The sequence below is a fragment of the Methylobacterium sp. Leaf91 genome (assembly GCF_001422815.1).
Classification (GTDB): domain Bacteria; phylum Pseudomonadota; class Alphaproteobacteria; order Rhizobiales; family Beijerinckiaceae; genus Methylobacterium.
The window spans coordinates 441,054-466,813 of sequence record NZ_LMMP01000001.1 but is presented as its reverse complement, the minus strand read 5'-3'; the positions used below and the strand labels follow the sequence as shown (position 1 = coordinate 466,813).

Here is a 25,760-nt window from a genome sequence, read left to right as displayed (position 1 = left end):
GCCCCGTCTTCGCAAGTGCGCCGTCCGACCTGCGAAATCCGGGCCGGACACGGTCCGCTCCGACGGGCCGCTGCTCCGGCTCATATCAGGCCTCACTGAACCTGACCCAAAGACCAGGGCCGGTGAGGTCTTGCGGACGACCGCCGCGCCGTCGCGTGGGCAGAGCTCGATGAGTCCGGCTCATCGAGGTCTGGTATCAGTGGAAGAACGGCAGGAAATGCGGAGCGTAGAGGCCGAAGCCCAGCATCACGAGGCCGGCGACGCCCAGGAACCCGCCCGCCAGCGTCAGTGCGGCGATGCCGGTGATGACCTGGGCCGAGGCGAGCACGATGCCGATCTGGAAGGCGGCCGAGCCGAATTCGTAATGATGGTAGCGGTGGAGCGCGAGGTCGCGATGCTCCTGCGAGGCCCGCGCCTTCTCCTGCAGTTCCTTGCGCCCGTCGCCGGTGGAGGGGTCCGATTCCCAGCGCGCCATGGTCTTGGCCCATTCGGCCCGTTTGGCGGCGATGGCCGGTGCGTTGGCCGTCTCCGGCGGGATCAGGGCGAGGGTTTCGTCGGCAGTCTTGAGGATGGTGCCGCGGATGGTGCGGGCCTGGTAATAGGCCCATTGGTTGGAGGATTCGACGTTGGCGCTGAGCGCCTCGGTCTGCGCCCCCTTGGCCAGGGTCTCGGCCAGCGCCAGGAACAGCGCCAGCACCGAAATCAGCAGCGCGACCTTCTTGTTCGAGCCCTCGATGGCTCCGTGACCCGACATGCCGGATGCTCCCTCTCGTGTTCGACGGCGGGAGTCACAGCCGATCCGCCGAGGAAGCGCAACCGTTTCCTCGGCGGTTTCGGGGCCGCATCGTCCGGCTCCTCAATCCTTGAAGACGTAGCCGGCGATGATCTTGAGCCCGACCGGGCGGCCGGCGGCGAGGCGGTGGGTATCGGAGGCCTCCACCACGACGGTCTTGCCTTCGGGGCGGTCCACCTCGATCCGCTGGCGGCCCTGGCTGCGGTAGGACGAACGCACATGGCCTTCGAGATGGGCTTGGTCGGGCTCGGCGAATTGCAGCTGCCACGGTCGGGCATAGAGCTTCACCGGGCCGACGAGGCCGGCCGGTGCCTTGACCGGGGTCAGCCGGCCGTTGACCCGCACCTCGCCCCCTTGGACGATCGCCTCGACTTCGATCGTGTCGCCGAGGAACTTGAGCACGGTGGAGGAGACCGGGTTTTCCTGGACCTCGTCCGGGGTGCCGATCTGTTCGAGTCGGCCCTTGGACAGGACGGCGACGCGGTCGGAGAGCTCCAGCGCCTCGTCCTGGTCGTGGGTCACGAAGATCGTGGTCTGGCCGGTGCGGTCGTGGATCTCGCGAAGCCAGCGGCGCAGGTCCTTCCTCACCTGGGCGTCGAGGGCGCCGAAGGGCTCGTCCAACAGCAGCACGCGGGGCTCCACGGCCAGGGCGCGCGCGAGCGCGATGCGCTGGCGCTGGCCGCCGGAGAGTTGCGACGGGTAGCGGTCGGCGAAGCCCGAGAGCTTGATGAGATCGAGGAGATCGCCGACCCGGCGCTTGATCTCGGCCTTGGCCGGCCTGTCCGCACGCTTCCGGGCGTTGAGGCCATAGGCGATGTTCTCGGCCACGCTCATATGCTTGAACAGGGCGTAATGCTGGAACACGAAGCCGACGGCCCGCTCCTGCACCGGAACCCGCGTGGCATCGTCGCCGCCGAAGATGATGCGGCCGCGATCGGGAAAATCGAGCCCGGCGATGATGCGTAGCAGCGTGGTCTTGCCCGAGCCCGAGGGGCCGAGCAGCGCCAGCAATTCGCCCGCCTGCACGTCGAGGGAGAGGTCGTGCAGCACCGCCGCCGTGTCGAAGGTCTTCGACAGGTTCTCGACCCGGATCGCCGTGGACGAACCCACCGGGTCAGTGACCCCGTGCGCCCGCTGCGATCTCGGCACTGAAGCGCCATTCGAGGAGTGATTTGACGAGGAGGGTGACAAGAGCGAGGCCGGCAAGGAGGGAAGCGACGGCGAAAGAGGCAACGAAGTTGTACTCATTGTAGAGGATCTCCACGTGGAGCGGCAGCGTATTTGTCAATCCGCGGATATGGCCTGAGACCACCGACACCGCGCCGAATTCGCCCATCGCCCGGGCGTTGCAGAGGAGCACGCTGTAGAGCAGGCCCCAGCGGATGTTGGGCAGCGTCACGGTCCAGAACGCGTGCCAGCCGGAGGCGCCGAGGGTCAGCGCCGCTTCTTCTTCGGCAGTTCCCTGTTCCTGCATCAACGGGATCAGCTGGCGGGCGACGAAGGGGAAGGTGACGAAGATCGTGGCGAGCACGATGCCGGGAACGGCGAAGATCACCTGGATGTCGTGCGCGATCAGCCACGGGCCGAGGAGGCCCTGGGCCCCGAAGACGAGTACGTAGATCAGCCCCGAGACCACCGGCGAGACCGAGAACGGCAGGTCGATGAGGGTCACGAGCAGGTTCTTGCCGCGGAACTCGAACTTGGCGATGGCCCAGGAGGCCATGATGCCGAAGACGAGGTTGAACGGCACGGCGATGGCCGCCGTCAGCAGGGTCAGGCGGATCGCAGAGCGCGCATCCGCCTCCGTGAATGCGGCGAGATAGGCTGACCAGCCTTTCGCGAAGGCCTGGATGAACACCGTCACCAACGGCAGCACCAGGAACAGGGCGAGAAAGACCACCGCGACCCCGATCAACACCACCCGGACGACACGGCCTTCCGTGACCACGCTCCGTGCGCGGGCGGGCGGACCTCCGGCCTGGAGATTGGGGTGCCGGACATCCGGGTTTCCGACAACGGCGCTAGACATAACCGAACCTCCTGCGGCTCCAGGCCTGGATCAGGTTGATGGCGAGCAGGGTCAGGAACGAGATCCCGAGCATGATCGTCGCGATGGCGCAGGCGCCCCCATAATCGAATTCCGAGAGCTTGATGACGATGAGGAGCGGGGCGATCTCGGAGACGTAGGGAAGGTTGCCGGCGATGAAGATGATCGAGCCGTATTCACCGACGCCGCGGGCGAAGGCGAGGGCGAAGCCCGTGAGCACGGCCGGGATCAGGGGCGGTAGCACCACCTTCACCAGCGTGTGCCAGCGGCCGGCGCCGAGGGTGGCCGATGCCTCCTCGATCTCCTTGTCGATCTCGACGATCAGGGGCTGCACCGTCCGTACGGCGAAGGGCAGGCCGATGAAGACCATGGCGATGTAGATGCCCACCGGCGTATAGGCGGCCTCGATCCCGAGCTTGGCGAGCTGTTCGCCCACGAGACCGTTGGGGGCATACAGGGAGGCCAGGGCGATGCCGGCGACGGCGGTCGGCAGGGCGAAGGGAAGATCCACCACCGCGTCCACGATCTTGCGGCCGGGAAACCGGTAGCGGGTGAGAACCCAGGCGATGAGGAAGCCGAAGACCGAGGCGGTCAGCGCCGCGAGGAGCGAAACCCCGAAGCTTACGCGCAGGGCGCTGGCGACGCGCGGATCGGTGGCGACCGCCCAAATTCCCGACAGGCCGAGGCCGGAGGCGCGGGCGACGAGAGCGGCCAGGGGCAGCAGCACGATGATGCCGAGGCAGGTCAGGGTATAACCGAAGGTGATCCCGAAGCCGGGAATCACACTGGGCTGACGGAAGCGTCGTCTCGGACGCAGAGGGGGCTCTGCCATGGGGTGGTCCTGATAATGGATCGCCTCGCTCACGCATCGGCGGGTCGGGAAGCGGGCACGGTGTCCGGCTGAGGTCGCCCCCTGCTCCCTGGGCACCCTCCCCGTGACGGCTGCTAGATTCACACACCTGCTCTTCAAGGCAGAGCGCGTCCCTCTCCCCCTTGTGGGGAGAGGCTAGGAGTGGGGGTGGCTCCGCCAGCCTCCGCAGCATCAGGGTCGCACAACCACCCCCACCTCCTACTCCTCCCCGCAAGGGGGAGGAGGGCAGGGTAGCGCGCATACCGCGACATGTGTGCCTATCGTCGGCCGGGGGGGCGCGCTACGGCGCCGGCTTGCTCAGCTGGTCGAACAGCCCACCATTGTCGAAGTTCTTCTTCTGGATATCGTCCCAGTTGCCCTGAAGATCCTCGATCTTGAAAAGTTTCAGTTCGGGCAGCTGCGCCAGATGCTCGGGCTTGGCGGCCTCACGCTTGATCGGGCGGTAATGATGCTTGGCGAAGATCGCCTGCGCCGCGTCCGAATAGAGGAACTGGAGATAGGCCTCGGCCTGCTTGCGGGTGCCCTTCTTGTCGACATTGGCATCCACGAGGGCGACCGGCGGCTCGGCGTAGATCGAGGTCGGCGGAACGATCACGTCGAACTTGTCGCGGCCGAACTCTTCGAACACCAGATAGGCTTCGTTCTCCCAGGTCGGCAGCACGTCGCCGAGACCGCGCTGGGCGAAGGTCACGGTGGAGCCGCGCGCGCCGGTATCGAGCACCGGCACTTGCTTGTAGAGCTGGCCGACGAAGGCGTTGGCTTTGTCCGCGTTCTTGCCTTCCTTCTCGTAGGCGTAGCCCCAGGCCGCGAGGAAGTTCCAGCGGCCGCCAGCCGAGGTTTTCGGGTTCGGGGTGATCACCTTCACGTCGGGCTTCACGAGATCGCCCCAATCCTTCACGCTCTTCGGGTTGCCCTTGCGCACGAGGAACACCACGGTCGAGGTGTAGGGCAGACCTTCATTGGGCAGCTTGGTGCGCCAATCGGCGGGGATCTTCTTCGAGATGCGGCTGATCGCGTCGATGTCGGAGGGGATGCCCAGGGTCACCACATCGGCCGGGATGCCGTCGATGACGGTGCGGGCCTGCGAGCCGGAGCCGCCATGGGCCGCGCGGATGGTGACCGTCTCGCCGGTCTTCGCCTTCCACTCCTCGATGAAGGCCGCGTTGATCTCCTTATAGAGTTCCCGCGTCGGGTCGTAGGAGACGTTGAGGAGTTCGGTCTGCGCCTGGGCGCTGCCGGCGGCGAACAGCGCGGACCCGAACCCTGCCGAGACCAGGCCGAGCGAACCGGCGCACAGGGCAATGACACGTCTGCGGTTGGACAGACGGCGGGCATTCGGCGTGGAGGATAGGTTCGAGCTCACAGGTTCGTCTCCAGCTACATCGCGGCTGCGGGACAAAGCCGTCCCGACGCCTCGGTGGCGCTAGGTTTCGTTCGTTTTAAAGAACAATGTCAAGCTTGACCGAGGGGTGCCTCTTTCGTTCTAGATAGGCAATTCTCCTTACGAAAGCGAAGGCGTGAGGAGGAAAACATTTGCTATAGAAATATGTTCTATCTATATCCGCGAAGGGAGAATATAAAGCCTCGGTCGGCTAGTTCTATAGAACGAACGTTCCGTAACATTTCCGGCGCCAATGTGCATTGCAGCATCCGGCCCGGTTTCCCGGGTCCGTACGCGCGGAGTGTCTCATAGGTGGGGTCGGCCATGGAGCAGCGATAGCGCGCCATTCCGGCCAGACACGACGGAAAACCGGATGCGGGAATCCGCAACCGGTTATGCTGGCAGAAGGGCTTCCCGAACGCCTGAGAATCAGGAGATCGGGACAGGCTTGGTCTGGAAGGAGCAGTGCCTGCGCAGGCGTCCCTTCGAGGAACGGCTCAGTCGGAGGCGAGGGCGACCAGGGAGAACAGGGTCGCGAGCAGGATGTTTCCGGCGACGACGAGAACGAGGACGGTCATGGGATGGGATTTCGCGGGTTGGCGGAAGACGGGCCGGGCAGGTCCAGCACGTAGGCGCGACCGATAGCACCGCAATTCTGAACGCTGTGTGTCGTCTCGCTCATCCCTCTGACGGATCGCGCCTGTAACGGGTCACCCCTTCCGCCGACCGAGCTTCGACAGCAGGGATTCGATGCGTTCGCCAACCGGTTCGATCAGCGAATCGGCGTAATGGGCCCGCAGGTTCAAACCGAGATGGCGTCGCACGCTTGCCGTGAGCGATACCGGCCTGCCCCGCGGCGTCCGACCGTCCTGCCCGTCATCCGGCTGCATTTTGGTCATGAGGGGAACTCCGCTCATGCCGACTTCCCAAGGAGGGACTGGGTCGGCCCTGACCGGTAGGCTGCCAGGGAATGGTTAAGAACAATTTTATCCGTTTCGGTAAAAAGTCTGTAAGGCCAAGCTTCTAGAGCGAGCGCCCCGTTTTCCCTTATCTGTCAATGACATTTTACATTTTTCGAAGCGAAATAAATCCGTCAGCCATACCACCGGGAGGAAACGGCGCGGGTGCAAAGGGTTGCGTCCGGCCAAGCCCCCTGCCGATCCGCAAACAGGGTTACCGAATGGTTTCCGGCTGTGGACGGCTGCGCCGAAGCGGGGTTACAACGCTCTCGCTCACTGAGTCGGATTCAAGTGTTCGGAGAGCAAAAATCGCATGAAGGGGAGATCTTCAAAGAATGCAGACCATCACCATCACAGTGCGAGAACGTGACACCGTATTAGCGGCGCTGCGTTACTATCAATTCTATCGCCTTCAGGGCCATCCTTTCGATCCTCGGCAAGATCACCTGATCGATGCAATTGCAAGTCACTCAGGTGAAAGTCTAGATCTTGCGGAGATCGACGATCTTTGTGCCGGCATTCAGGGCAACAAACACGCCTTGAGCGCGGCTGCGTAACACCCCCACAGGGGTCCTCGATACGTCGGCGGCGGCCCTCCTGCGCCGCCTAAAGACGGGGATGGGCCGAGCGCCGCACACTCCACGTCGTCGCCAAGACGACGCTGGTCGGGGCGGATGTCCGAAACGGCCTCAAAAAGAAAAACCTTCTCTTTTCACGATTTGCCAGGACATCCTTCACGACCCGCTGGGCCATCGCCCATCCGGCCCACGTGCAGGCCGCAGGCACCGTGCCGGGCTCCCCCGGCCGGTGCGCCGCGACGATGCCCGAAAGCTCGACCGGACCCATCGGCCCTTCGCTTCACGGCGCCTTGGCGAGCTGATTCTTGGCCCGCTCGACCGCCGCGTTGCAGGCCTGGGCGTCGCCCTTGCCGTCGGCGGTGCGCGCCTCGTCCAGGGCGACCTTGGCCTGCATCGCGGCATCGGCGCCTTTTCCCGCCTCAGCGGATTTCTCCGGCGGAGCGGCCGGGGTGGAGGCATTGCCTCCCTGCGCGGTTTCCCCCTGGCCTTCGCGCGCGCCGGCCGCCGCCTTACCCGAGGTCGAGGCGGAGATGGCGCCCGTCGCCTCGTCCTTCACCCGCGTCTCAAGGCGCGCGATCTCTTCCGAACAGGGGGAGGCAAGGGCCGGGCCCGCCGCAAGGCCGACGGTGAAGCCGGCAGCCAGCAGCACGGCGAGGGGACGGGATTTCTGAATCATGGGGTATCCTCAAGGGGGGCTGTGACGGGACAACCCGTGTCCGGCCCCTTCGGCTCCCCTGACGCGGCGAAGTTTACGCCTCGGCGAACCCTGTCGATCCCGGCCGCCCACCGCCATGGTCGTGGTCGCATTCACCGTGGTCGGCCAGCACCTGGATGACCCGGCACTCACCCACCCGCCCGTGGCCGCATTCCGTCACCATGCGCTGCAACTCCGTACGCAGGGCGATCAGCCGGGTGATGCGCTGCTCCACCTCCGCGAGGTGACGTCTCGCCAGACGGTCCACCTCGGCGCAGGATTCCTCCGGTTGCGCGCTCATGGCGAGAAGTTCGCGAATCGCATCGACCTCGAAGCCGAGTTCGCGCGCGTGACGGATGAAGTTGAGCCGTGCCACCTCGGCGTCGCCATAACGGCGCTGCTGCCCATCGGTACGCGGGGGTGACGGCATCAGCCCGACCTGCTCGTAATAGCGGATCGTCGGCACCTTCACTCCGGCGCGGCGCGACAGGATTCCGATCGAGAACGTCATTTTCCGCTTGATCCTCTAGTCGCTAGAGCTTGTAGGCTTCTGTTTAACGACGGAACGAGGAGAGAGCCATGGCCGAATCCTGCTGCGGCACGAGCCTGAACCAGACTGAAGCCCACACGCATGTGCATTCCCACGATCATGCCCATGACACGGCGGGCGCGCACGACCACGCCGTGGCGACGCAGGCTCCGAAGGCCTCGTCGCACGAGGAATCTTGCGGTTGCGGCGGGGGCGTTCCGGTCTTCGACGGGGTCGATCCGCGCTATAAACGGGTGCTGTGGTTCGTCATCGCCCTCAACGGCGCGATGTTCGTCACCGAGATGGCGGCTGGCCAGGCGGCTGGTTCGCAGGCGCTGAAGGCCGACGCCCTCGACTTCCTGGCCGATACCGTCACCTACGGCCTCAGCCTCGCGGTCATCGGTGCGAGCCTTCGCACCCGCTCGTTGGCGGCTCTGGCCAAGGGGGTAAGCCTCAGCCTGATGGCGGTCTGGGTCTTCGGCTCGACGATCTACCAGACGCTCGTTCTCGGCGTGCCGAGCGCGGAATGGATGGGCGGGATCGGCCTGCTGGCACTGGCCGCCAACGTCGCCTCGGTGCTGCTGCTGATGCGCTACAAGGACGGCGACGCCAATGTCCGCTCCGTCTGGCTGTGCTCGCGCAACGATGCCATCGGCAACATCGTGGTGATGGGCGCGGCGCTCGCCGTCTGGGGCACCACGTCGGCCTGGCCTGACCTCGCGGTCGCCGCCCTCATGGCCGGCATCTTCCTCACCTCTTCGGTCCAGATCCTGAAACAGGCCTGGGGCGAGTATCGCGAGGGGGGCCGGGAGGCGCAGGTCTTGGCGGCCGAGTGAGGGTGGGACCACCTTAATATGACGTGGTCATTCCGGGGCGCCGACGGCGAGCCCGGAATCCAGAGCCATCAAAGGTACAGGACCTTGCGCTGTCGGCGTTTCTAGATCCCGGACTCTGCTGCGCAGCCCCGGGATGACGTCGCTGATCCGGAAAATCTTCGGCCCATTACAAGAAAGGGGCCGAAGAGTGTTGCGGTCTTACGAGCTCAGCTGGTCGCGGATCGGCAGCTGCCGGATGCGGCGGCCGGTGGCGGCGAAGACCGCGTTGGCGATGGCCGGCGCCACGGGGGGGACGCCCGGCTCACCGACGCCGCCGAGCGGACGGCTGTAGTCGTTGTTCTGGATCAGGTGGACGTGCAGCTCCTTCGGGGCGGCGTCGAGACGGGTGATCTCGTAACCGTCGAAGTTGTTCTGCTGCGCGCGCCCGTCCTTGAAGGTGATTTCGGCCGACAAGGCCAAGCCCATCCCCATGACGACAGCACCCTCCATCTGCGAGCGGATACGCTCCGGGTTGACCTGCGGCCCGCAATCGACGGCGATGTCGATGCGCTTGACCGAGACTTCGCCCTTGGCGCCCACTTCGACCTCGGCGGCGACCGCCGTGTGGGTGACGAAGCTGTAATGCCCGGCAATGCCGAGGCCCCGTCCCTTCGGCAGCTTGCGGCCCCAGCCGATCCCCTTGGCCGCCGCCTCGATGACCCCACGCAGGCGCGCGGTCTCGATCGGGTAGCGGGCCGGGTCCTCGCCGTAATTCCACACATCGCCGATGGTGGTCGGGTCGATCACCCGGTCGGGGCCGATCAGGGCCAGCAGGTACTCCTTCGGATCCTTGCCCGCCGCATGCGCCAACTCGGCGACAAACGACTGGATCGCGAAGGCGTGCGGGATGTTCGACACCGAGCGGAACCAGCCGATGCGCACATGCGCGTCGGCCGCCGGGTTCTCGAGCCGGATATTCGGCACGGCGAACGGCGTGTTGGTCAGTCCCATCCCGAGCTCGAAGGGCAGCTCGTTCTTGGCGCCGGCGGCGAAGATCGAGCCGATCGTGGGCGCCGCCGAACGGTGGAGCCAGGCCACCGGCATGCCCTTGTCGTCGAGGCCGGCCTCCAGGCGCTCCACCGAGATCGTGTGGTAGTAGCCGTGATGGAGGTCGTCCTCGCGGGTCCAGGTGAGCTTGACCGGCGCACCGTCCACGGCCTGCGAGCACAGGGCCGCCTCGAGCACGTAATCGGGCTTCGACTTGCGGCCGAAGCCGCCGCCGAGCAGCGTCACGTTCACCCGCACCTTGTCGGCAGGCAGGTTGAGCTTCTTGGCCAGGCGGTCATGGGTCGCCTGGGGAGCCTGCGTGCAGGCCCAGGCTTCGCAGAACCCGTCCTTGATCCGCACGGTGGCGGCCGGCGGTTCCATCGGGGCCTGGACGAGGTGGGGCACGAAATACTCGGCCTCGATCCGCTGCTTGGCCTTGGCCATGGCGCCGTCGACGTCACCCTGGTTGCGCACGACCTTGCCGGGCGCGCGTGCCGCCTTCTCCAGCTCGCCCCGGAAGGCGACCGAATCGTAATGGGCGTTCGGGCCGTCGTCCCAGGTGATCTTCAGGGCGTCGCGGCCCTTCATTGCCGCCCAGGTGTTCTTGGCGATGACGGCGACGCCGCCGATCGGCTGGAACTCGGACGGGATCTCGGGCGTGTCGATCTTGAACACCTTGACTACGCCGGGGACCTTCATGGTCTCGGCATCGTCGTAGCTCGCCACCTTGCCGCCGAAGACCGGCGGGCGGGCAACGAGGGCGTAGAGCATCCCGTCGAGACGGGTATCGAGGCCGTACATGGCCTTGCCGGTGGTGAAGTCTTGGTTGTCGATGAGGCCGATCTTGCCCTTGCCGATGAACTTGAAGGCTTTTGGATCCTTCAGGGTCACGCTCTCGCGAGCGGGCACGGCGAGTTCGGAGGCTGCCGCCGCCACGTCGCCATAACCGAGCGTGCGCTTCGACTTGGCATGGGCGAGGACCGAGTTCTCGGCCTTCACTTCCGCTGCAGGCACGCCCCATTGCTTGGCGGCGGCCTGGACCAGCATGGCCTTCGCCGCCGCACCCGCATGGCGCAGATGCGGGAAGAAGTGGCGCAAACTCCGGGAGCCGTCGGTGTCCTGGTTGCCGAAACGAGCTTCGTCGCCCCAAGCCTGGGCGACCTTCACCTTGGCCCAATCCGCCTCGAGCTCGTCGGCGACGACGAGGGCGACGGAGGTGCGCACGCCCTGGCCCATCTCCGAGCGGTGGCAGGTGATGGTCACGGTGCCGTCCGGCGCGATGGCCACGAACACCTTCGGGTCGTCCTGCCAGCCATGCGGCATGGCATCGGCGCCGAATTTCTTCGGCTCGTCCTTCTTGTCCTCGGCACGCGCGGAATCACGCCAGGACAGGGCGAGCACCAGGGCGCCCATGCCGCCGAGCATGGCGCGGCGGCTGACATTGGCGAGAGCGCTGGGCGCTTCGGGGGCGGCGGTCGTCTCGGTGGCGAGGTCGGCCATGATCTGTGCGTCGTGAATCACAGGCGCTCTCCCTTGTTGGCGGCCGGCGCGTTTCCGGCGGCCTGATGGATCGCGGCGCGGATGCGCGGATAGGTGCCACAGCGGCAGAGGTTGCCGCTCATGGCCTCGTCGATCTGGGCGTCGTTGGGCTTCGGCGTCTCCTTCAGGAAGGAGGCCGCCTGCATCATCTGCCCGCACTGGCAATAGCCGCATTGCGAGACGTTCAGGTCGCGCCAAGCCACCTGGACCGGATGGTTGCCATCGGGCGAAAGCCCCTCGATGGTCACCACCTCCTGGCCTTCGGCTGCGGAGATGGGGGTGACGCAGCCGCGCACGGCAGTGCCGCCGAGATGGATCGTGCAGGCGCCGCATAGGGCCTGGCCGCAACCGAACTTAGTGCCGGTGAGGCCGACTTCGTCACGCAGGAACCACAGCAGCGGCATGTCGGGATCGCCGTCGAAGCTGCGTTCAGCCCCGTTCACGGTGAGTTTGATCATCGGTCTATCCTGTCATCGATCAGGCCACGGACCGGTCGAGATCGGCGGGCTACCGATCCGTTGGGCTCGCGAATACCTTGGAGGTCGTCACTCAGGCGCGGGGCGCGCGCGACATCGTCGCCGTCCCGCATCGAAACGTCCCTGAGGTGCGGCAGCGGATCCGGCACCCCTCGACAGGGAACCGTCGCAGTGCACGAAGCCCCCACGCCCCGTACCTCATAATGAATCCAATTAAACGGTAGGGGTGCTGCGGTGCAACGGTCGGCAGCCACGGGCGTCACTTTCGTGAAGCTCGGCCGAGGATTCGATGTGCTGTTGCGCACAGTACGTATCGGGCGTCTGGGACGCTTTCGAATGTCGCTCGTTGTTTATGCCGGCTCTGCAGACATCGCTCCAGCGGGCCTCGGTGAAGCGCCAAACCTTTCGAATCGCTTCGACATAACGGTGCTCGAACCGTCCGGCACTTCGCCTCGATCAGGTCTCCACGAGGCCGAAGCTGGACCCGCTCGCCTCGGAATCACCGCGCCCATGGGGCAGAGCGAGGTATTCCGATGAGCGCATCTCGATGAGGCGCGAGACCGTGCGGTCGAACTCGAACGCCTCTCGGCCCTCGGTCGCCGTGTAGAGGCCGGTCGGCTCGGCGGCGGCCGAGGCGATCAGTTTCACGTGGGCATCGTAGAACGTGTCGACGAGGGTGATGAAGCGCTTGGCCTCGTTGCGGTTCGCCTCGCCCATCACCGGGATGTCCGAAAGGATCACCGTCTTGAAGGAATGGGCGATGGCCATGTAGTCGGCGGCGCCCAGCGGCTGGGCGCAAAGGTCGGCGAAGCCGAACCGGGCGACGCCGGCGGCCTCCTCCGGCACGGCCACCTCGCGGCCTTTCACGCGGATCTTGGCAGGCTTGCCCCGGGCTTTGCCGGTGAGCCCCTTGAAGGCCTGATCGAGGGCGGCGGCGGCCGTCTCGTCGGCAGGCACATGATAGACCGAAGCGCCACCGAGCTTCTCCAGGCGGAAATCCGTCCGGGAATCGAGCTTCAGGATCTCGACCCGGCTCTTCAACTCCGCGACGAAGGGCAGGAACAGCGCGCGGTTGAGCCCGCCTTCATAGAGCCGGTCGGGCTCGACGTTGGACGTCGCGACGACGGTGACGCCGCGCTTGAACAACGCCCCGAACAGCCGGCCGAGGATCATCGCGTCGGCGATGTCGGTCACGGTGAACTCATCGAAACACAGCAACGTCGCCTCGTCCGCCAGGGCGTCGGCCACCACCGGGATCGGGTCGTCGCCCTTGGCCGTGCCCGCCTTGAGGGCCTGCCGGTGGGCATGGATGCGCTCATGGGCATCCGACAGGAAGCCGTGGAAATGGACGCGGCGTTTCTTGCCCGGCGCCGCCTCGTGGAAGAGGTCCATCAGCATGGTCTTGCCGCGGCCGACGGAGCCCCAGATGTACAGGCCCTTGGGCGGACCTTCGCTGTCGCCGCTGCGGCCGAACAGCCAGCCGAGCGCGCTGCCCTTCTTCGCCCGACGCCGCCTGTCGAGATCCTGGACCAGCCTGTCGAGGGCCCGGACCAGATGGGTCTGAGCCGGGTCGCGCTCGATGGCGCCCGACGAGACCAGCATGTCGTAGCGCGCCGAAACCGGACCGGCAGGAGAATCACCGCCCTGCGAACCGGCGGAGGATGCGGAACCTGAGGGGGGACTCACGGCGATGGCGACCTTGGATACGGGACGGCGCAAGGGCCGCGTGCGCGTCGATGGAACCGGTCCGGCGACAGGCCCGAAGACCGGTCTGCCGCGCGTCGCCGGAGGGATCAAGCACGGCATGCCGGCCGGATGACGTTTTGTTGCATTGCACAAAACCGGCGGCGATGCCATCTCGTGGCCTCCTCGAGGGAGGTCACGCCCGGAGCCAGCGCACATCGACGCAATGTCATCCGGAGTACGACGGCACAATGCCCGACACCATTTCGACCGGACCGAATGTCCGGCGCCTCTGGCCCAGCGACCGAGCCATGGTCGAGGCCTATTTCCTGCGGCTCGACCCCGATACCAGAGCCAACCGGTTCATGGCCGCCGTGAGCGATACCGCGGCCGTTGCCTATGCAGCCCGCGCCCTCAAGGTCGAAGGGCTGGTCTTCGGCGGTTTCGTCGAGGGGACCTTGCGCGCGCTCGGCGAATTGCGCCCGCTCACCGGCCCCGTGCCGGGGCTGAGCCTCGGCCGCGATGCGGAGGCGGCCTTCGCCGTGGAGCGCGGGTTCCGCCGCAACGGCCTCGGCCATGCCCTCTTTCGACGGATCGTCTCGGCGGCGCGCAACCGCGGCGTCCGCGATCTTCATGTCCGCTGTCTGAGCCGGAACGGCCCGATGCGCGGGCTCGCCACCAAGCTCGGCGCCGAAGTGACCCTGGCTGATGGCGAAGCGGAGGGGGCGCTCGTCCTCGCCCGTCCGACGCCCGCCTCCCTCTGGCGCGAGGGGATCGACGAGGCGCTGGATTTCACCCTGGCGGTGGCCGCCGCCGCCGAGCCGCTGAAACGAGCGGCGTGAGAGATCAAGCGGATTGGCGGCGAGGTCGCCGGACGCTATCCTGGGTTACTCTCGGGCGTCGCCGTCGGCTTCGCATTCGCCCGGCTCCCTGTTCGAAAAGATCACTCCGCCATGAGATCCGTGCTTGCTGCCTGCATCGTCCTGGCTCCTCTCGCCGTTTCGGCGCAGGAGCGGCCGGCGACCCCCGCCATGCTCTGCGCCGACGCCGCAGCCCTGGTGAATCGCGTCGGCGCCATCGTGATGACAACGGGGCCGATCACCTACGACAGGATCGTCCGCGACGGCGGATACTGTCCCCTGCCGGAAGCGCCCAAACCCGCCTACGAACTCACCCAGGACGTGGCAAAATGCTTCGTCGGGTATGTCTGCCGCGACAAGTTCAACGAGGGCAGCACGCGCGACTGAGTCCGGTCGCGGTTCAGGGCCACGGCCAAGCTGCCATGTTGAAGCCAAGTCTCCACCCGATGGCCGCCGCACCACGGCGCTAACGAAGCTCCTTCGATCACGATCGGGGAGGGGGCTTCTCATGACCATCGGCGAGAATTCAGCACAGGATCGGCGTTCCCGGGAGGGACATGCCACGACGCGCCTGGAGCATTGCGTCGCCCATACGCTGCGGGTGATCGAGGCGGCCCGCATCGAGCGGGAGGATGCGCCGGTGAAGGCGGCCCGTCGCCATCTGGCGGAAATCTACGGCGTCACGCGGCTCAACCGACGCCTGGAGCGCAATCGACATTCGGCGTGAATCCGGCGGCGTTCAGCGCGGCGCACGCCCCGGTTTCATCGCCAGCCAGATCGTATGGCGGGCGCCGCTCGTGACATTGGCCCTGACAGGAACCTCCTCCACGGCGAACCCGCCCCGGCGAAGGCGCTGAGTAAAGGTCCGGTCGGGATGCGCGGACCATACGGCGAGCACGCCGCCGGGCCGCAGGGCCGTCATGGCCGCGCCCAATCCCGCCCCGTCATAGAGCCTGTCATTGGCCGCCCGGGTGAGCCCGTCGGGGCCGTTATCGACGTCGAGGAGGATGGCGTCGTAGGCGGCGGTCGCCGAGCGGATCGCGCCGACGACATCGCCGATCCGCAGGTCCACCCGCGTATCATCGAGGGCATTCGCCGACAGGGCGCTCAATGGCCCGCGCACCCATTCCCCGACGTTCGACACGAGTTCGGCGACGACGATCGCGGCGTCGGGGCGCAACGCATCGAGGGCCGCGCGCAGGGTGAAACCCATGCCGAGACCACCGATCAGGAAACGCGCGCCCGCGCGGCCTCCGACCCGCTCCGCCGCGAGTGTCGCGAGCGCCTTCTCCGAGCCGCTGAGGCGGCTGTTCATCAGCTCGTTATGTCCGAGCTGGATCGAGAATTCGCTGCCGCGCTGAAGCAGCCGCAACTGGCCCTCGTCCCCGGGGATCGGTGCGGTGTCGAGGACGATCCAGGGAATCATGAGCGGGGCCGGCGGGATTGCATGCCGACCCGGCTATCACAGCTGGGGCGGGGGATCACGCGATGCCGGGCAGGCGCCCCTCCCCCGACAGGGGAGGGGCCATTGGCATCCGGCTAGAACAGGCCTTCGATCTGCCCGTCGGCATCGAGATGGATGCCCTCCGAGGCGGGGACCTTGGGCAGGCCGGGCATGGTCATGATCTCACCGCAGATCACCACGACGAAGCCGGCGCCGGCCGAGAGCCGCACGTCGCGCACGGAGATGAGGTGGCCCGAGGGAGCACCCATCAGGTTCGGGTCGGTGGAGAACGAGTACTGCGTCTTGGCCATGCAGACCGGCAGGTTGCCGTAGCCGTCCTTCTCGAACTGGGCGAGCTTGGTGGCGGCCTTCGATTCCACCTGGATGTCGCCCGCGCCGTAGAGCTTGGTGGCGATGGTCTTGACCTTGTCGGTGAGCTTGGTGTCGGTCTCGTAGGCGAAGGTCAGCGGCTTCTGCTCGCCTTCGGCCAGCTTGACCACGGCCTGCGCCAGCTCCTCAGCGCCGGCTCCGCCTTCCGCCCAATGCTTGCAGGTGATGGCCTCGACATCGAGCTTCTCGCGGCACAGCTCCTTGAGCTTGGCATGTTCCGCGTCGGTATCGGCGTAGAAGTGGTTCACACCGATGACCACGGGCAGGCCGAAGCCGCGCACATTGGCGACATGCCGGGCGAGGTTGGCGAAGCCCTTCTCCAGGGCGTCGAGGTTCTCGGAGCCGAGCTCCTTCTTCGACACGCCGCCATGCATCTTGAGGGCGCGCACCGTGGCGACGATGACCACCGCCGAGGGTTTCAGCCCCGCCTGCCGGCACTTGATGTCGATGAACTTCTCGGCACCGAGATCCGCGCCGAAGCCGGCTTCGGTGACCACGTAATCGCCGAGCTTGAGGCCGGCGCGGGTGGCGATCACCGAGTTGCAGCCATGCGCGATGTTGGCGAAGGGACCACCATGGATCAGGGCGGGGTTGCCCTCCAGGGTCTGGACCAGGTTCGGCTGCAGCGCGTCCTTGAGGAGCACGGTCATCGCGCCGGTAGCCTTGACGTCGGCCAGCGTCACCGGCTTGCGGTCGCGGGTCTCGGCGATGACAATGCGGCCGAGGCGCGCCTCGAGGTCGTCGAGATCACGGGCGAGGCAGAACACCGCCATGACTTCCGAGGCCACGGTGATGTCGAACCCGTCCTCGCGCGGGAAGCCGTTGGCGACACCGCCCAGCGACTGGGTGATCGACCGCAGGGCGCGGTCGTTCATGTCGACGACCCGGCGCCAATGGATGCGGCGGACGTCGATATTGAGCTCATTGGCCCAGTAGACGTGGTTGTCGATGAGCGCGGCGGCGAGGCTGTGCGCCGAAGTGATGGCGTGGAAATCGCCGGTGAAGTGCAGGTTGATCTGCTCCATCGGCACGACCTGGGCCTTGCCGCCGCCGGCGGCACCCCCCTTCATGCCGAAACACGGGCCGAGCGAAGGCTCGCGCAGACACATCACCGTCTTCTTGCCGATGCGGTTCAGCGCATCGCCGAGGCCGACCGTGGTCGTGGTCTTGCCTTCGCCCGCCGGGGTCGGGCTGATCGCGGTCACGAGGACGAGCTTGCCCTCGGGCTTCGATTCCAGCGACTTGATGAAGGCGTGGTCGATCTTGGCGATATGCCGGCCGTAATGGTGCAGGGCATCTTCCGGCACGCCGATCTTCTCGGCCACCTGCGTGATCGGCTGCAGGGTAGCCGCGCGGGCGATCTCGATGTCTGAGGGCATTGGTCTCTCCCGGTCTGTCGTCGCGATGGCGTGTCGCGCTTAACGCTTCTTGTGGACGATCGTGGGTTCGCGGCGTCCGGCGGCGACCCGCGAACAATCCATGCTTCACCGTTGCCATCACTGTGAGCGATGGAGCAAGCAAAAGCGCGTCGGAATTTTTCAACCCGTCTGCAAAATTTCATTTGAGAGCGCCGAGGCTCGGGCGGGTCGCCCGCCTAGGCGGTGTGCGGGGCGGAGTCAGCCCGACATCGCCGTCGCCGTGTAGCCGGCCTGGTTCAGCGCCTCGGCGATCGTCAGGCTCTGGGCGTCGGTGGTGATCGCCACGCGGCCGTGATCGCGGTCGACGGCGACATGCGCCTCCGGATCGATCCGCAGAATGGCCTTGCGCACCGCCTCAGCGCAGCCGTCGCAGGTCATGCCGTCCACCTGCATCAGCAGGTCTACCCGTCTCGTATCCATCCAACCGCTCCCGTCGCTGGGTCACGTCTCGCACCTCATGTAGAGCCAAATCCCCTCCCGCCGCGAGGGGGGATGGTCCGGGAGGCCTCGGGGGCGCTGCCAGGCTGGCTGAAGCCAAGCTTCGAAGCTCATGCAACACATGGCAAAAAACCGGTTCACGCAGCCCGCGCCCATCTTGTGGGACCTCGTCGCCTCGGCGACAAACGGAGCCTGTCTCGATTTGCGTAAACCGTGAGCGAGGCCCCGTGATCTCCGCTCGATCGTCGTGAGGATAAGAGTATTCCGATGGCCCGGATCGTCGGCCGACGCACGGGCCCGTGGCTCCTGAGTCTCATCGGGTTCGTGGTCCTGGCGCCGCTCGCAGTGATCTCCCCCCTCGGCGGCGCCTTCGGACTGGCGGCCATGAGTGGTCTCGTCGCCATCCTGGCTGCGCGCCGGGCGCGCACGCTCGACCTGCGGTGCGAGAAGCTTTCGGGAGAGCTGGATATCCTGTCCCAACGCCTCGTGCGCCTGGAGACGGTGGCCCGGCTCATCGCCGACCAGCAGATGCGGATCGAGCGCGCCCGTGCCGAGGAGGACGGCCCGGCGGAGGCCAAGGCCCCCAAGGAATCCTCGGTGGATGCCGCCGTGGAGGAGGTCACTGCAGAAATCGGCCTGCTCAGCGGCATCGTCCGCGAACTCGCCGCCGTGGTCGCCGCGCAGGACGGAGAGATCGCCCGCCTGAAGGCAACGCCACCGGCCGCTCCCGCTCCGACCCCGATCGCCCGTCGTGACGCCGCAGATGCCTCCATCGTCCCGCCGCCTTCCCCGCCGCCAAGAACCGAGACCGCTGCGGCGCCCTGGGTGCCGCGCGCCTGGCCACCGCAGGAGCGGTCCGAGACGGTCGTGGACCGGGTTCGGCCGGACCGGAGCCGGGATGCTGTCATGGTCGCAGCCTTCGATGGCGGCGGGCTCGAAGTCCATCTCCAACCCATCGTCTCTCTGCCGCAACGCAAGGTCGTGTCCTACGAGGCGCTGGCGCGCCTGCGACTCGGCGCCGACATTCTCAAGCCGGAACTGTTCCTGCCGGCCCTCGAACGCCATGGGCGAACCACCGAACTCGATCGCCGCATGCTTCCCCTCGTCGCCACGGTGGCCCGCCACCTCAGCGGACGCGGCAGTCAGGCGGCTGTGACGTACGGCCTGTCGCCGCATTCCCTGTTCGAGCCCGGCTTCCTGCGCACGCTGCCGCGGCTGCTCGCCGGTGAATCCGCGCAGTCGGGACGCCTCGTGATCGCACTGCCCCAGTCGAGCTGGCGCAGCCTGGACGCGGAGCAAGCCGGCGCCCTGGCAGAACTGCGCGGTCGCGTGGGCTTCGCCCTGGACCGTCCCGTCGACCTGCGCCTCGACCCCCTGGCCCTGGCCGATCGGGGCGTCAGTCAGGTCAAGGTGCCCGCCGATCTTCTCCTGCGACCCGATTCCCGCCAGGCCATGCCCGATATCGCCCTGGACGATCTCGTCGCCTCCTTGTCCCGGGCCGGCATCCGGCTCGTCGCCGACGCCGTCGAGCGCGAGAGCGACGTTCCCGATCTCATCGACCTCGACGTGCCGCTGGCGCAAGGCACCGTCTTCGCTCCGGCGCGGGCCGTGCGGGCCGAGGTCCTGGCCGCAGCTCAGGCTCAAGCCGCGCCGCCAGAGACGCCGCCGCCGCAGGAGCCCGGCGACGATCCCGAACCGCCGCCGCAGCGCCGGCCGTTCCGCGACTTCCTGCGCCGGGCCGGCTGAAGCCCGCCCGCATCGCTCCGATGCGTTGATTTCGGTGTCCGGCGGGCCTAACCAGTCGGCCATCCCGTCATGCCCCTCGTCCTTGCCAGTCAGGCCTACCCCATGAGCGAACCGTTTGCGCGCGCCACAACGCCGGCGCAGATCCCGACCCTGGGCGGTCTTTCAGCCGTCGCCGGGCAGTACGACCTCATTCTGTGCGACGTCTGGGGTGTGCTCCATGACGGGACGCGGGCTCATCGGGGGGCGGGCGAGGCGCTGATCCGATTCCGCACCCTGCCCGAAGCCGGTCGCCGACGGCGCGTCATCCTCGTCTCGAATGCCCCACGCCCCTGGGCCGGCGTCCAGACCATCCTCGACGGCTACGGCGTGCCGCGCGAGGCCTATGACGCCATCCTTACCTCCGGCGACCTGACCCGGCGCCTGATCGCGGAGCATCCGGGCGAGCGCATCCACCATCTCGGGCCGGAACGCGACGCGACGATCTTCGATGGCCTCGATATTCGCCTCGTGGCGGCCGGTGAGGCGGAGCGTGTGGTCTGCACCGGCCTGTTCGACGACACGGTCGAGACGGCGGAGGATTACCGGGATACGCTGGCCGGCTTCCGGGCGCGGGACGTGCCGATGATCTGTGCTAATCCCGACCTCGTGGTCGAGCGCAAGAAGAAGTTGATCCCCTGCGCCGGCCTGATCGCGCAGGCCTATGCGGAGATCGGTGGTTCAGTGACCTATGCCGGCAAGCCGTACCGTCCCGTCTACGAGGCGGCGCTCGCCATGGCGGCGGACCTCGATGGCGGCACCGCGCCGGACGTCGCCCGCGTCCTCGCCGTCGGCGATGCCCTGCGTACCGATATCGCGGGGGCGGCGGCCTACGGAATCCCGAACCTGCTGGTGGCGCGCGGCATCCACGCGGAGGAGCTCGGCGTCCTGGCCGAACACGACACGCTCGGCGAGGTGGCCGAATGGCTAGCCCGCCAGGAGGTCCACCCGGATGCCGTCATCGAACGATTGGTCTGGTAGGCTCTCGCGGCTTGATCGTTCCAAAGCCGCGAGGCCCGACTGATCACGCGAACAGAGCGTCGATCTCGTCCTGGGCCGTGGCGGGGCCCTTGATCTGCGGTCCGTTGAGGAGGAGGAGCTCGGCCCGAACCCGGCGCTCCACCTCCGCCGGATCTGTGCCGCTTTCGTCCTTCGCCTTCACGGCGGTGGCGAAGCGCGACAGCCGATTTTCGAGCTGCCGCAGGGATTCGCTGACCTTCGCGATCCGCTGCCCAGTAATGTCCTGGAACGTGCAGGCCTCGAAGATGTCGTTCATCCGTGACTCGACCGAGGCACGGTAGTTCTTGTCGTTGGGCAGGCTGAGGATTTCCTCGGCTGCCGTCATGATCGAGTTCGTCGCGCCGGCCGTCGCCTCGACGACGCTGCCGAGTTCCACATGGGCCATCGGCAGCCGGTCGCGGGTGAGCTCGTTCGCCCGCAGGGCCGCGATCTCCTTCCGGACATGCGCGATGTAGTCGGCGATCTCGACCAGCTCGCGGATCAGCGATGGGCGTGTCGATGCCAGCGTAGGGCCGTTCGTCCGTGCTTTCTCGCCCATGCCTATCGCTCCACGACACTCTGCTTCGTCGAAGAAGGGAAAGCGGGTCTGCGGCTCAAGCGCCGCAGACAGCCTCGATCTTGCTCTTCAGGGTTGCCGCATTGAAGGGCTTGACGATGTAGTTGTTCACGCCGGCCTTCTTGGCCGCGATCACGTTCTCGGTCTTCGATTCGGCGGTGACCATGATGAACGGCGTGGTGCGCAGGGCCTCGTCGGCACGGACATGGCGCAGCAGCTCGTAGCCCGTCATCGGCTCCATGTTCCAATCGGAAATCACGAGGCCGTATTTGCGGTTCTTCAGCCGAGCCAGGGCCGCTGTTCCGTCAGAGGCATCGTCGACTTCTTCGAAGCCGAGCTGCTTGAGCAGGTTGCGGATGATGCGGACCATCGTCTGATAATCGTCCACGACGAGGATCGGCATGCCGAGATCGAGGGCCATGGGTCGGGGTGCTCCGTCGGTGCAGGGCCGGTGCGGCGCGCCGCGGACCGGATCAGTGGCAATATTTCTTGGGGAAGCGCCGCCACGCGCCGCCTCTCGTTCGTGAAAGTACCGCACCCCGCATTGCGAAGCGGTTAATTGGACAGGGGATCTTGCATCCCGCACTGATCGACCGTCACTTCCCTTGACCCTCCCCCGGCTTTTCGACAGGTTCCGGCGCGAATTCCTCCTTCGGTCGCTCCTTCGGCCGCTGCATTTTCGAGACCGCTTGAACCTGATGGCGCCTGCCGACGACCTTTCCGCGCGTCCCGCAGCCCGCTCCCCGTCGGGGCGGCCTTTCATCATCTGCCGCGAGGACGAGGCGGTGCCGGCATCCCTCGCGGGGGCCATCGCGGCGATCGGGAATTTCGACGGCGTGCACCGGGGCCATGGCGCCCTGGTCGAGGCCGTCCGCGAGGAGGCGGACAAGCGCGGCGTCCCGGCGGTGATGCTGACCTTCGAGCCGCATCCACGCGCTTATTTCGCTCCCGACCTGCCGATGTTCCGGCTGACGGGCCCGGACGCCAAGGAGATCGTCTTCGCTCGCCTCGGCCTCGACGGCCTGATCGTGCGCCGTTTCGACGCGCTCATGGCGGGGACGACCGCCGCCGGTTTCGTCAACGAACTGCTCAAGCGCGATCTTGGCGTGTCCGGCGTCGTGATCGGCCACGACTTCCATTTCGGGCGCGGGCGGGAGGGAACGCCGGAGGTGCTGGCTCGGCTCTGCGCGGAGGCCTCCCTCGCATGCCGGATCATTCCCGCCGTCTCCATCGGGGAGGGGGAAGCCCCCGTCTCGTCGAGTGCGATCCGGGAAGCCCTGCGGCAGGGCGACATCGTCCTGGCGAACCGGCTGCTCGGCTACCGCTGGTTCGTCTGCGGAGAGGTCCGGCACGGAGACAAGCGCGGCCGTACTTTGGGATATCCCACGGCGAACGTGGCGCTGCCCGATTGTGGCCTCGCCCACGGCATCTACGCCGTCCGAATCGGGCTACCCGATGGTTCGGTCCGGGACGGCGTCGCGAGCTACGGGCGGCGCCCGACCTTCGACGACGGCGCTCCCCTGCTCGAAGTCAACCTGTTCGGCTTCTCGGGCGATCTCTACGGACAGACCATCGCGGTGGAGTTCCTGGGCTACATCCGCGGCGAGGAACGCTTCTCCGGCGCCGAGGCCCTGATTGCCCGGATGAATGTGGACGCGGCCGAGGCGCGCGTGCTCATCGCAAACGACCGGGTTCCGTCGATGATCGGCTGAATTCAGTCGCGGCCACCGGGTCGCGATATCCGCCGGCTCAGCGCTTGGCGGGATCGATCGAGGCGAGGCGACGCGCCGCCTCTTGCAGCGCGCTCTGGTGGCCGTTGCCGCTGAGCGCATAGACCGAGCGGCCCGCCGTCCAGTAGACGGTCTCCCCGTCGCCCGGACTCGCCACCTCGCCGGTGAAGGCCGCCTCGCTGGTGCCCCGCGCTGCGAACAGCGAGACTTCGCCGAGATCGGGCGCGTCGATCATGACCTCGACCCCGGCCCCGTGACGGGCGGGTACGATCTGGACATCGCGCACCGACCAATCTCCCGGCAGGTCCGGCAGGACGATGCCGGTGGCACTCGAGATGCCAGCCTTGTCGTAGCTCGGCGAGGCGGGCGAGCCGAGGCGGGCGCGGATATGGGCCACTTCCCTGGCCTGGCGCGCATCGGCGACCAGGGCAGGGTCGACCGGTGCGGCGAAGGTGTCGGGCACGCCGAACACGCCCGTATCCGAATGCGCGATCCAGCCGGCGCCCACGAGGAGCACGATCACCGCCGCACGCTTCAGCCGCTCACCGGCGCGCCGCCATGCCATGGATCGATCGAGGCGGCGGGCCGCCGCGCGGTTGCGCTCCGGACCCGGCCCGGGCAGCTGCGCGAAGGCCTGACGCAGGGCGTCCCTGTCATGCATCTCGGCCATCACCCGCGCGGCAGCCGCCGGCGTTTGGGCGAGATAGGATTCCACCTCGAGCCGGCGCATGACGTCGAGCTGTCCGTCGACGAAGGCGGCGAGGTCACTGTCGGTGATCGGGTCGATCATGACGGTCGGTATCCAGTTCAACGATCGAAAGCGGTGACGCTTTCATGCAGTCCTGACACTCGTCACCGAGTGCCCTCGAATTCGGTGCGGTTACGGACCGCCCATGGCCTTGGATGCGAGCCGGATGTCCTGCCTCGTATCCTGGCCGTTCCAGTCGCTGACGAGGCGCAGATGCGGCCGCTCGGGCTTGCCCGAACCCGATCCGGGTAAGGAGCCGGAACGGCTCCGGCCGCTGCCGGCCTCGCCTTCCTCGAAAGCGCGCAGCGCCGCGCGGCCACGCCCGAGTCGCGACATCAGAGTGCCGATGGGAATACCGAGCACCGCCGCCGCGTCGGCATAGGCCATGCCCTCGAGGGTCACGAGATGGAGCGCGGCGCGCTGCTCTTCGGGCAAGGTGAGGAAGGCTTGGCGGATCTGGGCGAGGCGCACCTGCCCTTCCTGGGACGGCGGTACGCTCTCGTCGCTCATCTGGACGAGGGATTCTGCGTGGCGGGCTTCCACCCGCTTGCGGCGCTGGTCGTCGATGAAGACGTTGTGCAGGACCGTCATCATCCACGTCCGCAGGTTGGTGTTCGGCCTCACGGAGAGGCCGGATTCCAACGCGCGGACGAGGGTGTCATGGACGAGATCGTCGGCTTTCAGCGTGTCGCGCGTCAGCGAGCGCGCATAGCGTCGCAAGGGGACCAGAAGGTCGACGATGGAGGAGGCGGTCTGAGTCGGTTCGGCCGTCATGAATCAGTTAACGCGCGAGCCCGGCCGGCTAATCCGACCGGGCGGAACCCTATTGATAGGTCGCCTTGAGATTCAGCGTGCAGGTCCGTCCGATCCCCTCGTAATGTTCGGCGAGCCAAGCTTGCGCCGCCGCGCGGCCCTTGTCGCGGAGGCCTTCGAACACGCCGAGCCGCGCATCCATCCGGGAGGACGCCTTGTAATCGTCGAGAGCGCCGGTCCCGTCGATGCGATGGACCAGCATGCGGTGGTAGTCGTTGCGGCCGAGCACCCCGTCCTCGATCAGACCGTCGACGAAATCGATGGCGCGTAATTCGCGCATCAGGTTGGCGTTGAAGGTGATCTCGTTGAGCCGGTCCTGGATCTCCTCGCGCGAACGCGGGGTCTCACGGCGCTCTACCGGGTTGATCTGGACCAGCACCACGTCGCGCGTCTGGGCACCGTGGAAGAGTGGGTAGATCGGCGGATTGCCGAGATAGCCGCCATCCCAATAGGGCACGCCGTCGATCTCCACCGCCTGGAACACCGTGGGCAGGCAGGCCGAGGCCATCAGGTGATCGATGCTCAAGGTATCCCGCTCGAAGACGGCCAGCTTGCCCGTCCAGACATTGGTGGCCGAGACATAGATCCCGGCGGTCTCCGCCGCCCGCAGACGCTCGAAATCCACGTGCTTGGCCAGGGCCTTGCGCAGCGGGTTCACGTTGAGCGGGTTGGAGACGTATGGGCTGGTCTTGAGCGCCCGGGTCCAGAAGTCCAGGATCGGGTTCTGGCTCCAGAGGTCGAACAGCTGGTCGAAGAGCCCGCGCTGGGCCGGCCACAAATCGCCGTCGAGGCTCGCCTCACGCCAGAACCGGTCGAGAGCGGCGCGGGCGCCCTCCGGCCCTCCGGCGATCCATCCGTCGACCATCACGACCGCGTTCATCGCGCCGGCGCTGGCACCCGTGACGGCCTCGAAGGCGAGACGTCCATCCTCGATCAGGGCATCCAGCACGCCCCAGGTGAAAGCGCCATGGGCGCCGCCGCCCTGCAGGGCCAGGGCCACGGTCTTCTCGGCTTTCGGACCGGCGAGGCTGACGGCTGGACGCGAGGCGGGCCGCGACGGGGCCACTTCCATGTCGGTAGAGGGCGAATCGACCGGGGAGGAAGGTTCGGATTCGAGCATCGTCAGCTCCACGTGGCGGGTTTGCACAG

The 25,760-nt window shown here is 67.0% G+C and carries 28 protein-coding genes; 9 read left to right on the top strand and 19 right to left on the bottom strand.

The annotated features are described in order from the left end of the window. Positions 1 to 196: 196 nt before the first annotated feature. The 6 genes from ASF32_RS02030 to ASF32_RS02005 form a co-directional block, all read right to left on the bottom strand. A complete protein-coding gene (locus ASF32_RS02030; RefSeq protein WP_056422855.1) occupies positions 197 to 754 on the bottom strand; it encodes a DUF4337 domain-containing protein in 558 nt (185 codons plus the stop codon). Positions 755 to 856: 102 nt separating this feature from the next. Continuing rightward, positions 857 to 1,903, bottom strand: coding sequence for a sulfate/molybdate ABC transporter ATP-binding protein (locus ASF32_RS02025; RefSeq protein ID WP_056422852.1), 1,047 nt, complete (start codon positions 1,901 to 1,903; stop codon positions 857 to 859). A 4-nt stretch (positions 1,904 to 1,907) separates the two neighbouring features. Then, the gene (gene cysW, locus ASF32_RS02020) at positions 1,908 to 2,822 is read right to left on the bottom strand and encodes a sulfate ABC transporter permease subunit CysW (protein WP_056422841.1); all 915 of its coding nucleotides are present in this window, start codon (positions 2,820 to 2,822) and stop codon (positions 1,908 to 1,910) included. Continuing rightward, on the bottom strand, positions 2,815 to 3,672 hold the full coding sequence (cysT, locus tag ASF32_RS02015; protein WP_056423334.1) for a sulfate ABC transporter permease subunit CysT: 858 nt from the start codon (positions 3,670 to 3,672) through the stop codon (positions 2,815 to 2,817). The genes cysW and cysT overlap by 8 nt, the downstream gene beginning before the upstream one ends. A 319-nt stretch (positions 3,673 to 3,991) precedes the next feature. Beyond that, positions 3,992 to 5,014: a sulfate ABC transporter substrate-binding protein gene (locus tag ASF32_RS02010; protein WP_056423331.1), complete on the bottom strand. Its 1,023-nt coding sequence runs from the start codon at positions 5,012 to 5,014 to the stop codon at positions 3,992 to 3,994. 788 nt (positions 5,015 to 5,802) lie between these two features. After that, entirely contained in the window at positions 5,803 to 5,991 is a 189-nt protein-coding gene (locus tag ASF32_RS02005) for a NepR family anti-sigma factor (protein WP_244478192.1), read from the bottom strand. A 395-nt stretch (positions 5,992 to 6,386) separates the two neighbouring features. Here ASF32_RS02005 and ASF32_RS24255 point away from each other — a divergent pair, with 395 nt between their 5' ends. Continuing rightward, a complete protein-coding gene (locus tag ASF32_RS24255; protein ID WP_018045985.1) occupies positions 6,387 to 6,608 on the top strand; it encodes a hypothetical protein in 222 nt (73 codons plus the stop codon). Positions 6,609 to 6,909: 301 nt separating this feature from the next. On the opposite strand, the gene ASF32_RS02000 is transcribed toward ASF32_RS24255, so the two are convergent. Continuing rightward, complete coding sequence (locus ASF32_RS02000) at positions 6,910 to 7,305, bottom strand: hypothetical protein (RefSeq protein ID WP_056422839.1); 396 nt, start codon at positions 7,303 to 7,305, stop codon at positions 6,910 to 6,912. A gap of 73 nt (positions 7,306 to 7,378) precedes the next feature. Beyond that, complete coding sequence (locus ASF32_RS01995; protein WP_056422836.1) at positions 7,379 to 7,834, bottom strand: helix-turn-helix domain-containing protein; 456 nt, start codon at positions 7,832 to 7,834, stop codon at positions 7,379 to 7,381. Positions 7,835 to 7,902: 68 nt separating this feature from the next. Here ASF32_RS01995 and ASF32_RS01990 point away from each other — a divergent pair, with 68 nt between their 5' ends. Then, positions 7,903 to 8,688 (top strand): cation transporter, encoded by a 786-nt coding sequence (locus tag ASF32_RS01990; protein ID WP_056422833.1) that lies wholly within the window; start codon positions 7,903 to 7,905, stop codon positions 8,686 to 8,688. Positions 8,689 to 8,886: 198 nt separating this feature from the next. Here the strand turns inward: ASF32_RS01990 and ASF32_RS01985 are convergent, their stop codons facing one another. The 3 genes from ASF32_RS01985 to zapE form a co-directional block, all read right to left on the bottom strand. After that, the gene (locus ASF32_RS01985) at positions 8,887 to 11,235 is read right to left on the bottom strand and encodes a xanthine dehydrogenase family protein molybdopterin-binding subunit (protein WP_056422830.1); all 2,349 of its coding nucleotides are present in this window, start codon (positions 11,233 to 11,235) and stop codon (positions 8,887 to 8,889) included. Then, the gene (locus ASF32_RS01980; protein ID WP_056422827.1) at positions 11,232 to 11,711 is read right to left on the bottom strand and encodes a (2Fe-2S)-binding protein; all 480 of its coding nucleotides are present in this window, start codon (positions 11,709 to 11,711) and stop codon (positions 11,232 to 11,234) included. The genes ASF32_RS01985 and ASF32_RS01980 overlap by 4 nt, the downstream gene beginning before the upstream one ends. Positions 11,712 to 12,185: 474 nt before the next feature. After that, on the bottom strand, positions 12,186 to 13,331 hold the full coding sequence (zapE, locus tag ASF32_RS01975; RefSeq protein WP_082470597.1) for a cell division protein ZapE: 1,146 nt from the start codon (positions 13,329 to 13,331) through the stop codon (positions 12,186 to 12,188). 88 nt (positions 13,332 to 13,419) lie between these two features. Here zapE and ASF32_RS26790 point away from each other — a divergent pair, with 88 nt between their 5' ends. From ASF32_RS26790 to ASF32_RS01960, 4 genes are all read left to right on the top strand, one after another. After that, entirely contained in the window at positions 13,420 to 13,548 is a 129-nt protein-coding gene (locus ASF32_RS26790) for a hypothetical protein (RefSeq protein WP_280136528.1), read from the top strand. 115 nt (positions 13,549 to 13,663) lie between these two features. After that, complete coding sequence (locus ASF32_RS01970; RefSeq protein ID WP_056422821.1) at positions 13,664 to 14,254, top strand: GNAT family N-acetyltransferase; 591 nt, start codon at positions 13,664 to 13,666, stop codon at positions 14,252 to 14,254. Between the two features lie 111 nt (positions 14,255 to 14,365). Then, complete coding sequence (locus tag ASF32_RS01965; RefSeq protein WP_056422818.1) at positions 14,366 to 14,659, top strand: hypothetical protein; 294 nt, start codon at positions 14,366 to 14,368, stop codon at positions 14,657 to 14,659. Positions 14,660 to 14,780: 121 nt separating this feature from the next. Then, positions 14,781 to 14,999: a hypothetical protein gene (locus ASF32_RS01960; RefSeq protein ID WP_056422815.1), complete on the top strand. Its 219-nt coding sequence runs from the start codon at positions 14,781 to 14,783 to the stop codon at positions 14,997 to 14,999. Positions 15,000 to 15,011: 12 nt separating this feature from the next. Here the strand turns inward: ASF32_RS01960 and ASF32_RS01955 are convergent, their stop codons facing one another. The 3 genes from ASF32_RS01955 to ASF32_RS01945 all read right to left on the bottom strand — a co-directional run bounded on the left by ASF32_RS01955 (position 15,012) and on the right by ASF32_RS01945 (position 17,944). Next, the gene (locus ASF32_RS01955; protein WP_056422812.1) at positions 15,012 to 15,698 is read right to left on the bottom strand and encodes a spermidine synthase; all 687 of its coding nucleotides are present in this window, start codon (positions 15,696 to 15,698) and stop codon (positions 15,012 to 15,014) included. 113 nt (positions 15,699 to 15,811) lie between these two features. Next, positions 15,812 to 17,485 carry a formate--tetrahydrofolate ligase gene (locus tag ASF32_RS01950; RefSeq protein WP_056422809.1) on the bottom strand — a complete coding sequence of 558 codons (1,674 nt, stop codon included), beginning with the start codon at positions 17,483 to 17,485 and terminating at the stop codon, positions 15,812 to 15,814. A gap of 237 nt (positions 17,486 to 17,722) precedes the next feature. Next, positions 17,723 to 17,944 (bottom strand): heavy-metal-associated domain-containing protein, encoded by a 222-nt coding sequence (locus tag ASF32_RS01945; RefSeq protein ID WP_056422806.1) that lies wholly within the window; start codon positions 17,942 to 17,944, stop codon positions 17,723 to 17,725. Positions 17,945 to 18,229: 285 nt separating this feature from the next. Between ASF32_RS01945 and ASF32_RS01940 the strand changes: the two genes are divergently transcribed. Together ASF32_RS01940 and ASF32_RS01935 are read left to right on the top strand one after the other, a co-directional pair. Next, complete coding sequence (locus ASF32_RS01940; protein WP_056422802.1) at positions 18,230 to 19,708, top strand: EAL domain-containing protein; 1,479 nt, start codon at positions 18,230 to 18,232, stop codon at positions 19,706 to 19,708. Positions 19,709 to 19,810: 102 nt separating this feature from the next. Beyond that, positions 19,811 to 20,725 carry a TIGR01459 family HAD-type hydrolase gene (locus ASF32_RS01935; protein WP_056423323.1) on the top strand — a complete coding sequence of 305 codons (915 nt, stop codon included), beginning with the start codon at positions 19,811 to 19,813 and terminating at the stop codon, positions 20,723 to 20,725. Positions 20,726 to 20,768: 43 nt separating this feature from the next. On the opposite strand, the gene ASF32_RS01930 is transcribed toward ASF32_RS01935, so the two are convergent. Further along, entirely contained in the window at positions 20,769 to 21,302 is a 534-nt protein-coding gene (locus tag ASF32_RS01930) for a protein phosphatase CheZ (protein ID WP_056422799.1), read from the bottom strand. Between the two features lie 55 nt (positions 21,303 to 21,357). Beyond that, entirely contained in the window at positions 21,358 to 21,741 is a 384-nt protein-coding gene (locus tag ASF32_RS01925; protein ID WP_018046001.1) for a response regulator, read from the bottom strand. 277 nt (positions 21,742 to 22,018) lie between these two features. Here ASF32_RS01925 and ASF32_RS01920 point away from each other — a divergent pair, with 277 nt between their 5' ends. Continuing rightward, positions 22,019 to 23,032 carry a bifunctional riboflavin kinase/FAD synthetase gene (locus ASF32_RS01920; protein WP_056423320.1) on the top strand — a complete coding sequence of 338 codons (1,014 nt, stop codon included), beginning with the start codon at positions 22,019 to 22,021 and terminating at the stop codon, positions 23,030 to 23,032. Positions 23,033 to 23,069: 37 nt separating this feature from the next. On the opposite strand, the gene ASF32_RS01915 is transcribed toward ASF32_RS01920, so the two are convergent. From ASF32_RS01915 to ASF32_RS01905, 3 genes are all read right to left on the bottom strand, one after another. Further along, positions 23,070 to 23,840, bottom strand: coding sequence for an anti-sigma factor (locus tag ASF32_RS01915; RefSeq protein WP_056422795.1), 771 nt, complete (start codon positions 23,838 to 23,840; stop codon positions 23,070 to 23,072). Positions 23,841 to 23,930: 90 nt separating this feature from the next. Continuing rightward, positions 23,931 to 24,572, bottom strand: coding sequence for a sigma-70 family RNA polymerase sigma factor (locus ASF32_RS01910; protein WP_056422792.1), 642 nt, complete (start codon positions 24,570 to 24,572; stop codon positions 23,931 to 23,933). Positions 24,573 to 24,621: 49 nt separating this feature from the next. Further along, on the bottom strand, positions 24,622 to 25,683 hold the full coding sequence (locus ASF32_RS01905; protein WP_244478223.1) for a patatin-like phospholipase family protein: 1,062 nt from the start codon (positions 25,681 to 25,683) through the stop codon (positions 24,622 to 24,624). Positions 25,684 to 25,760 lie beyond the last annotated feature (77 nt).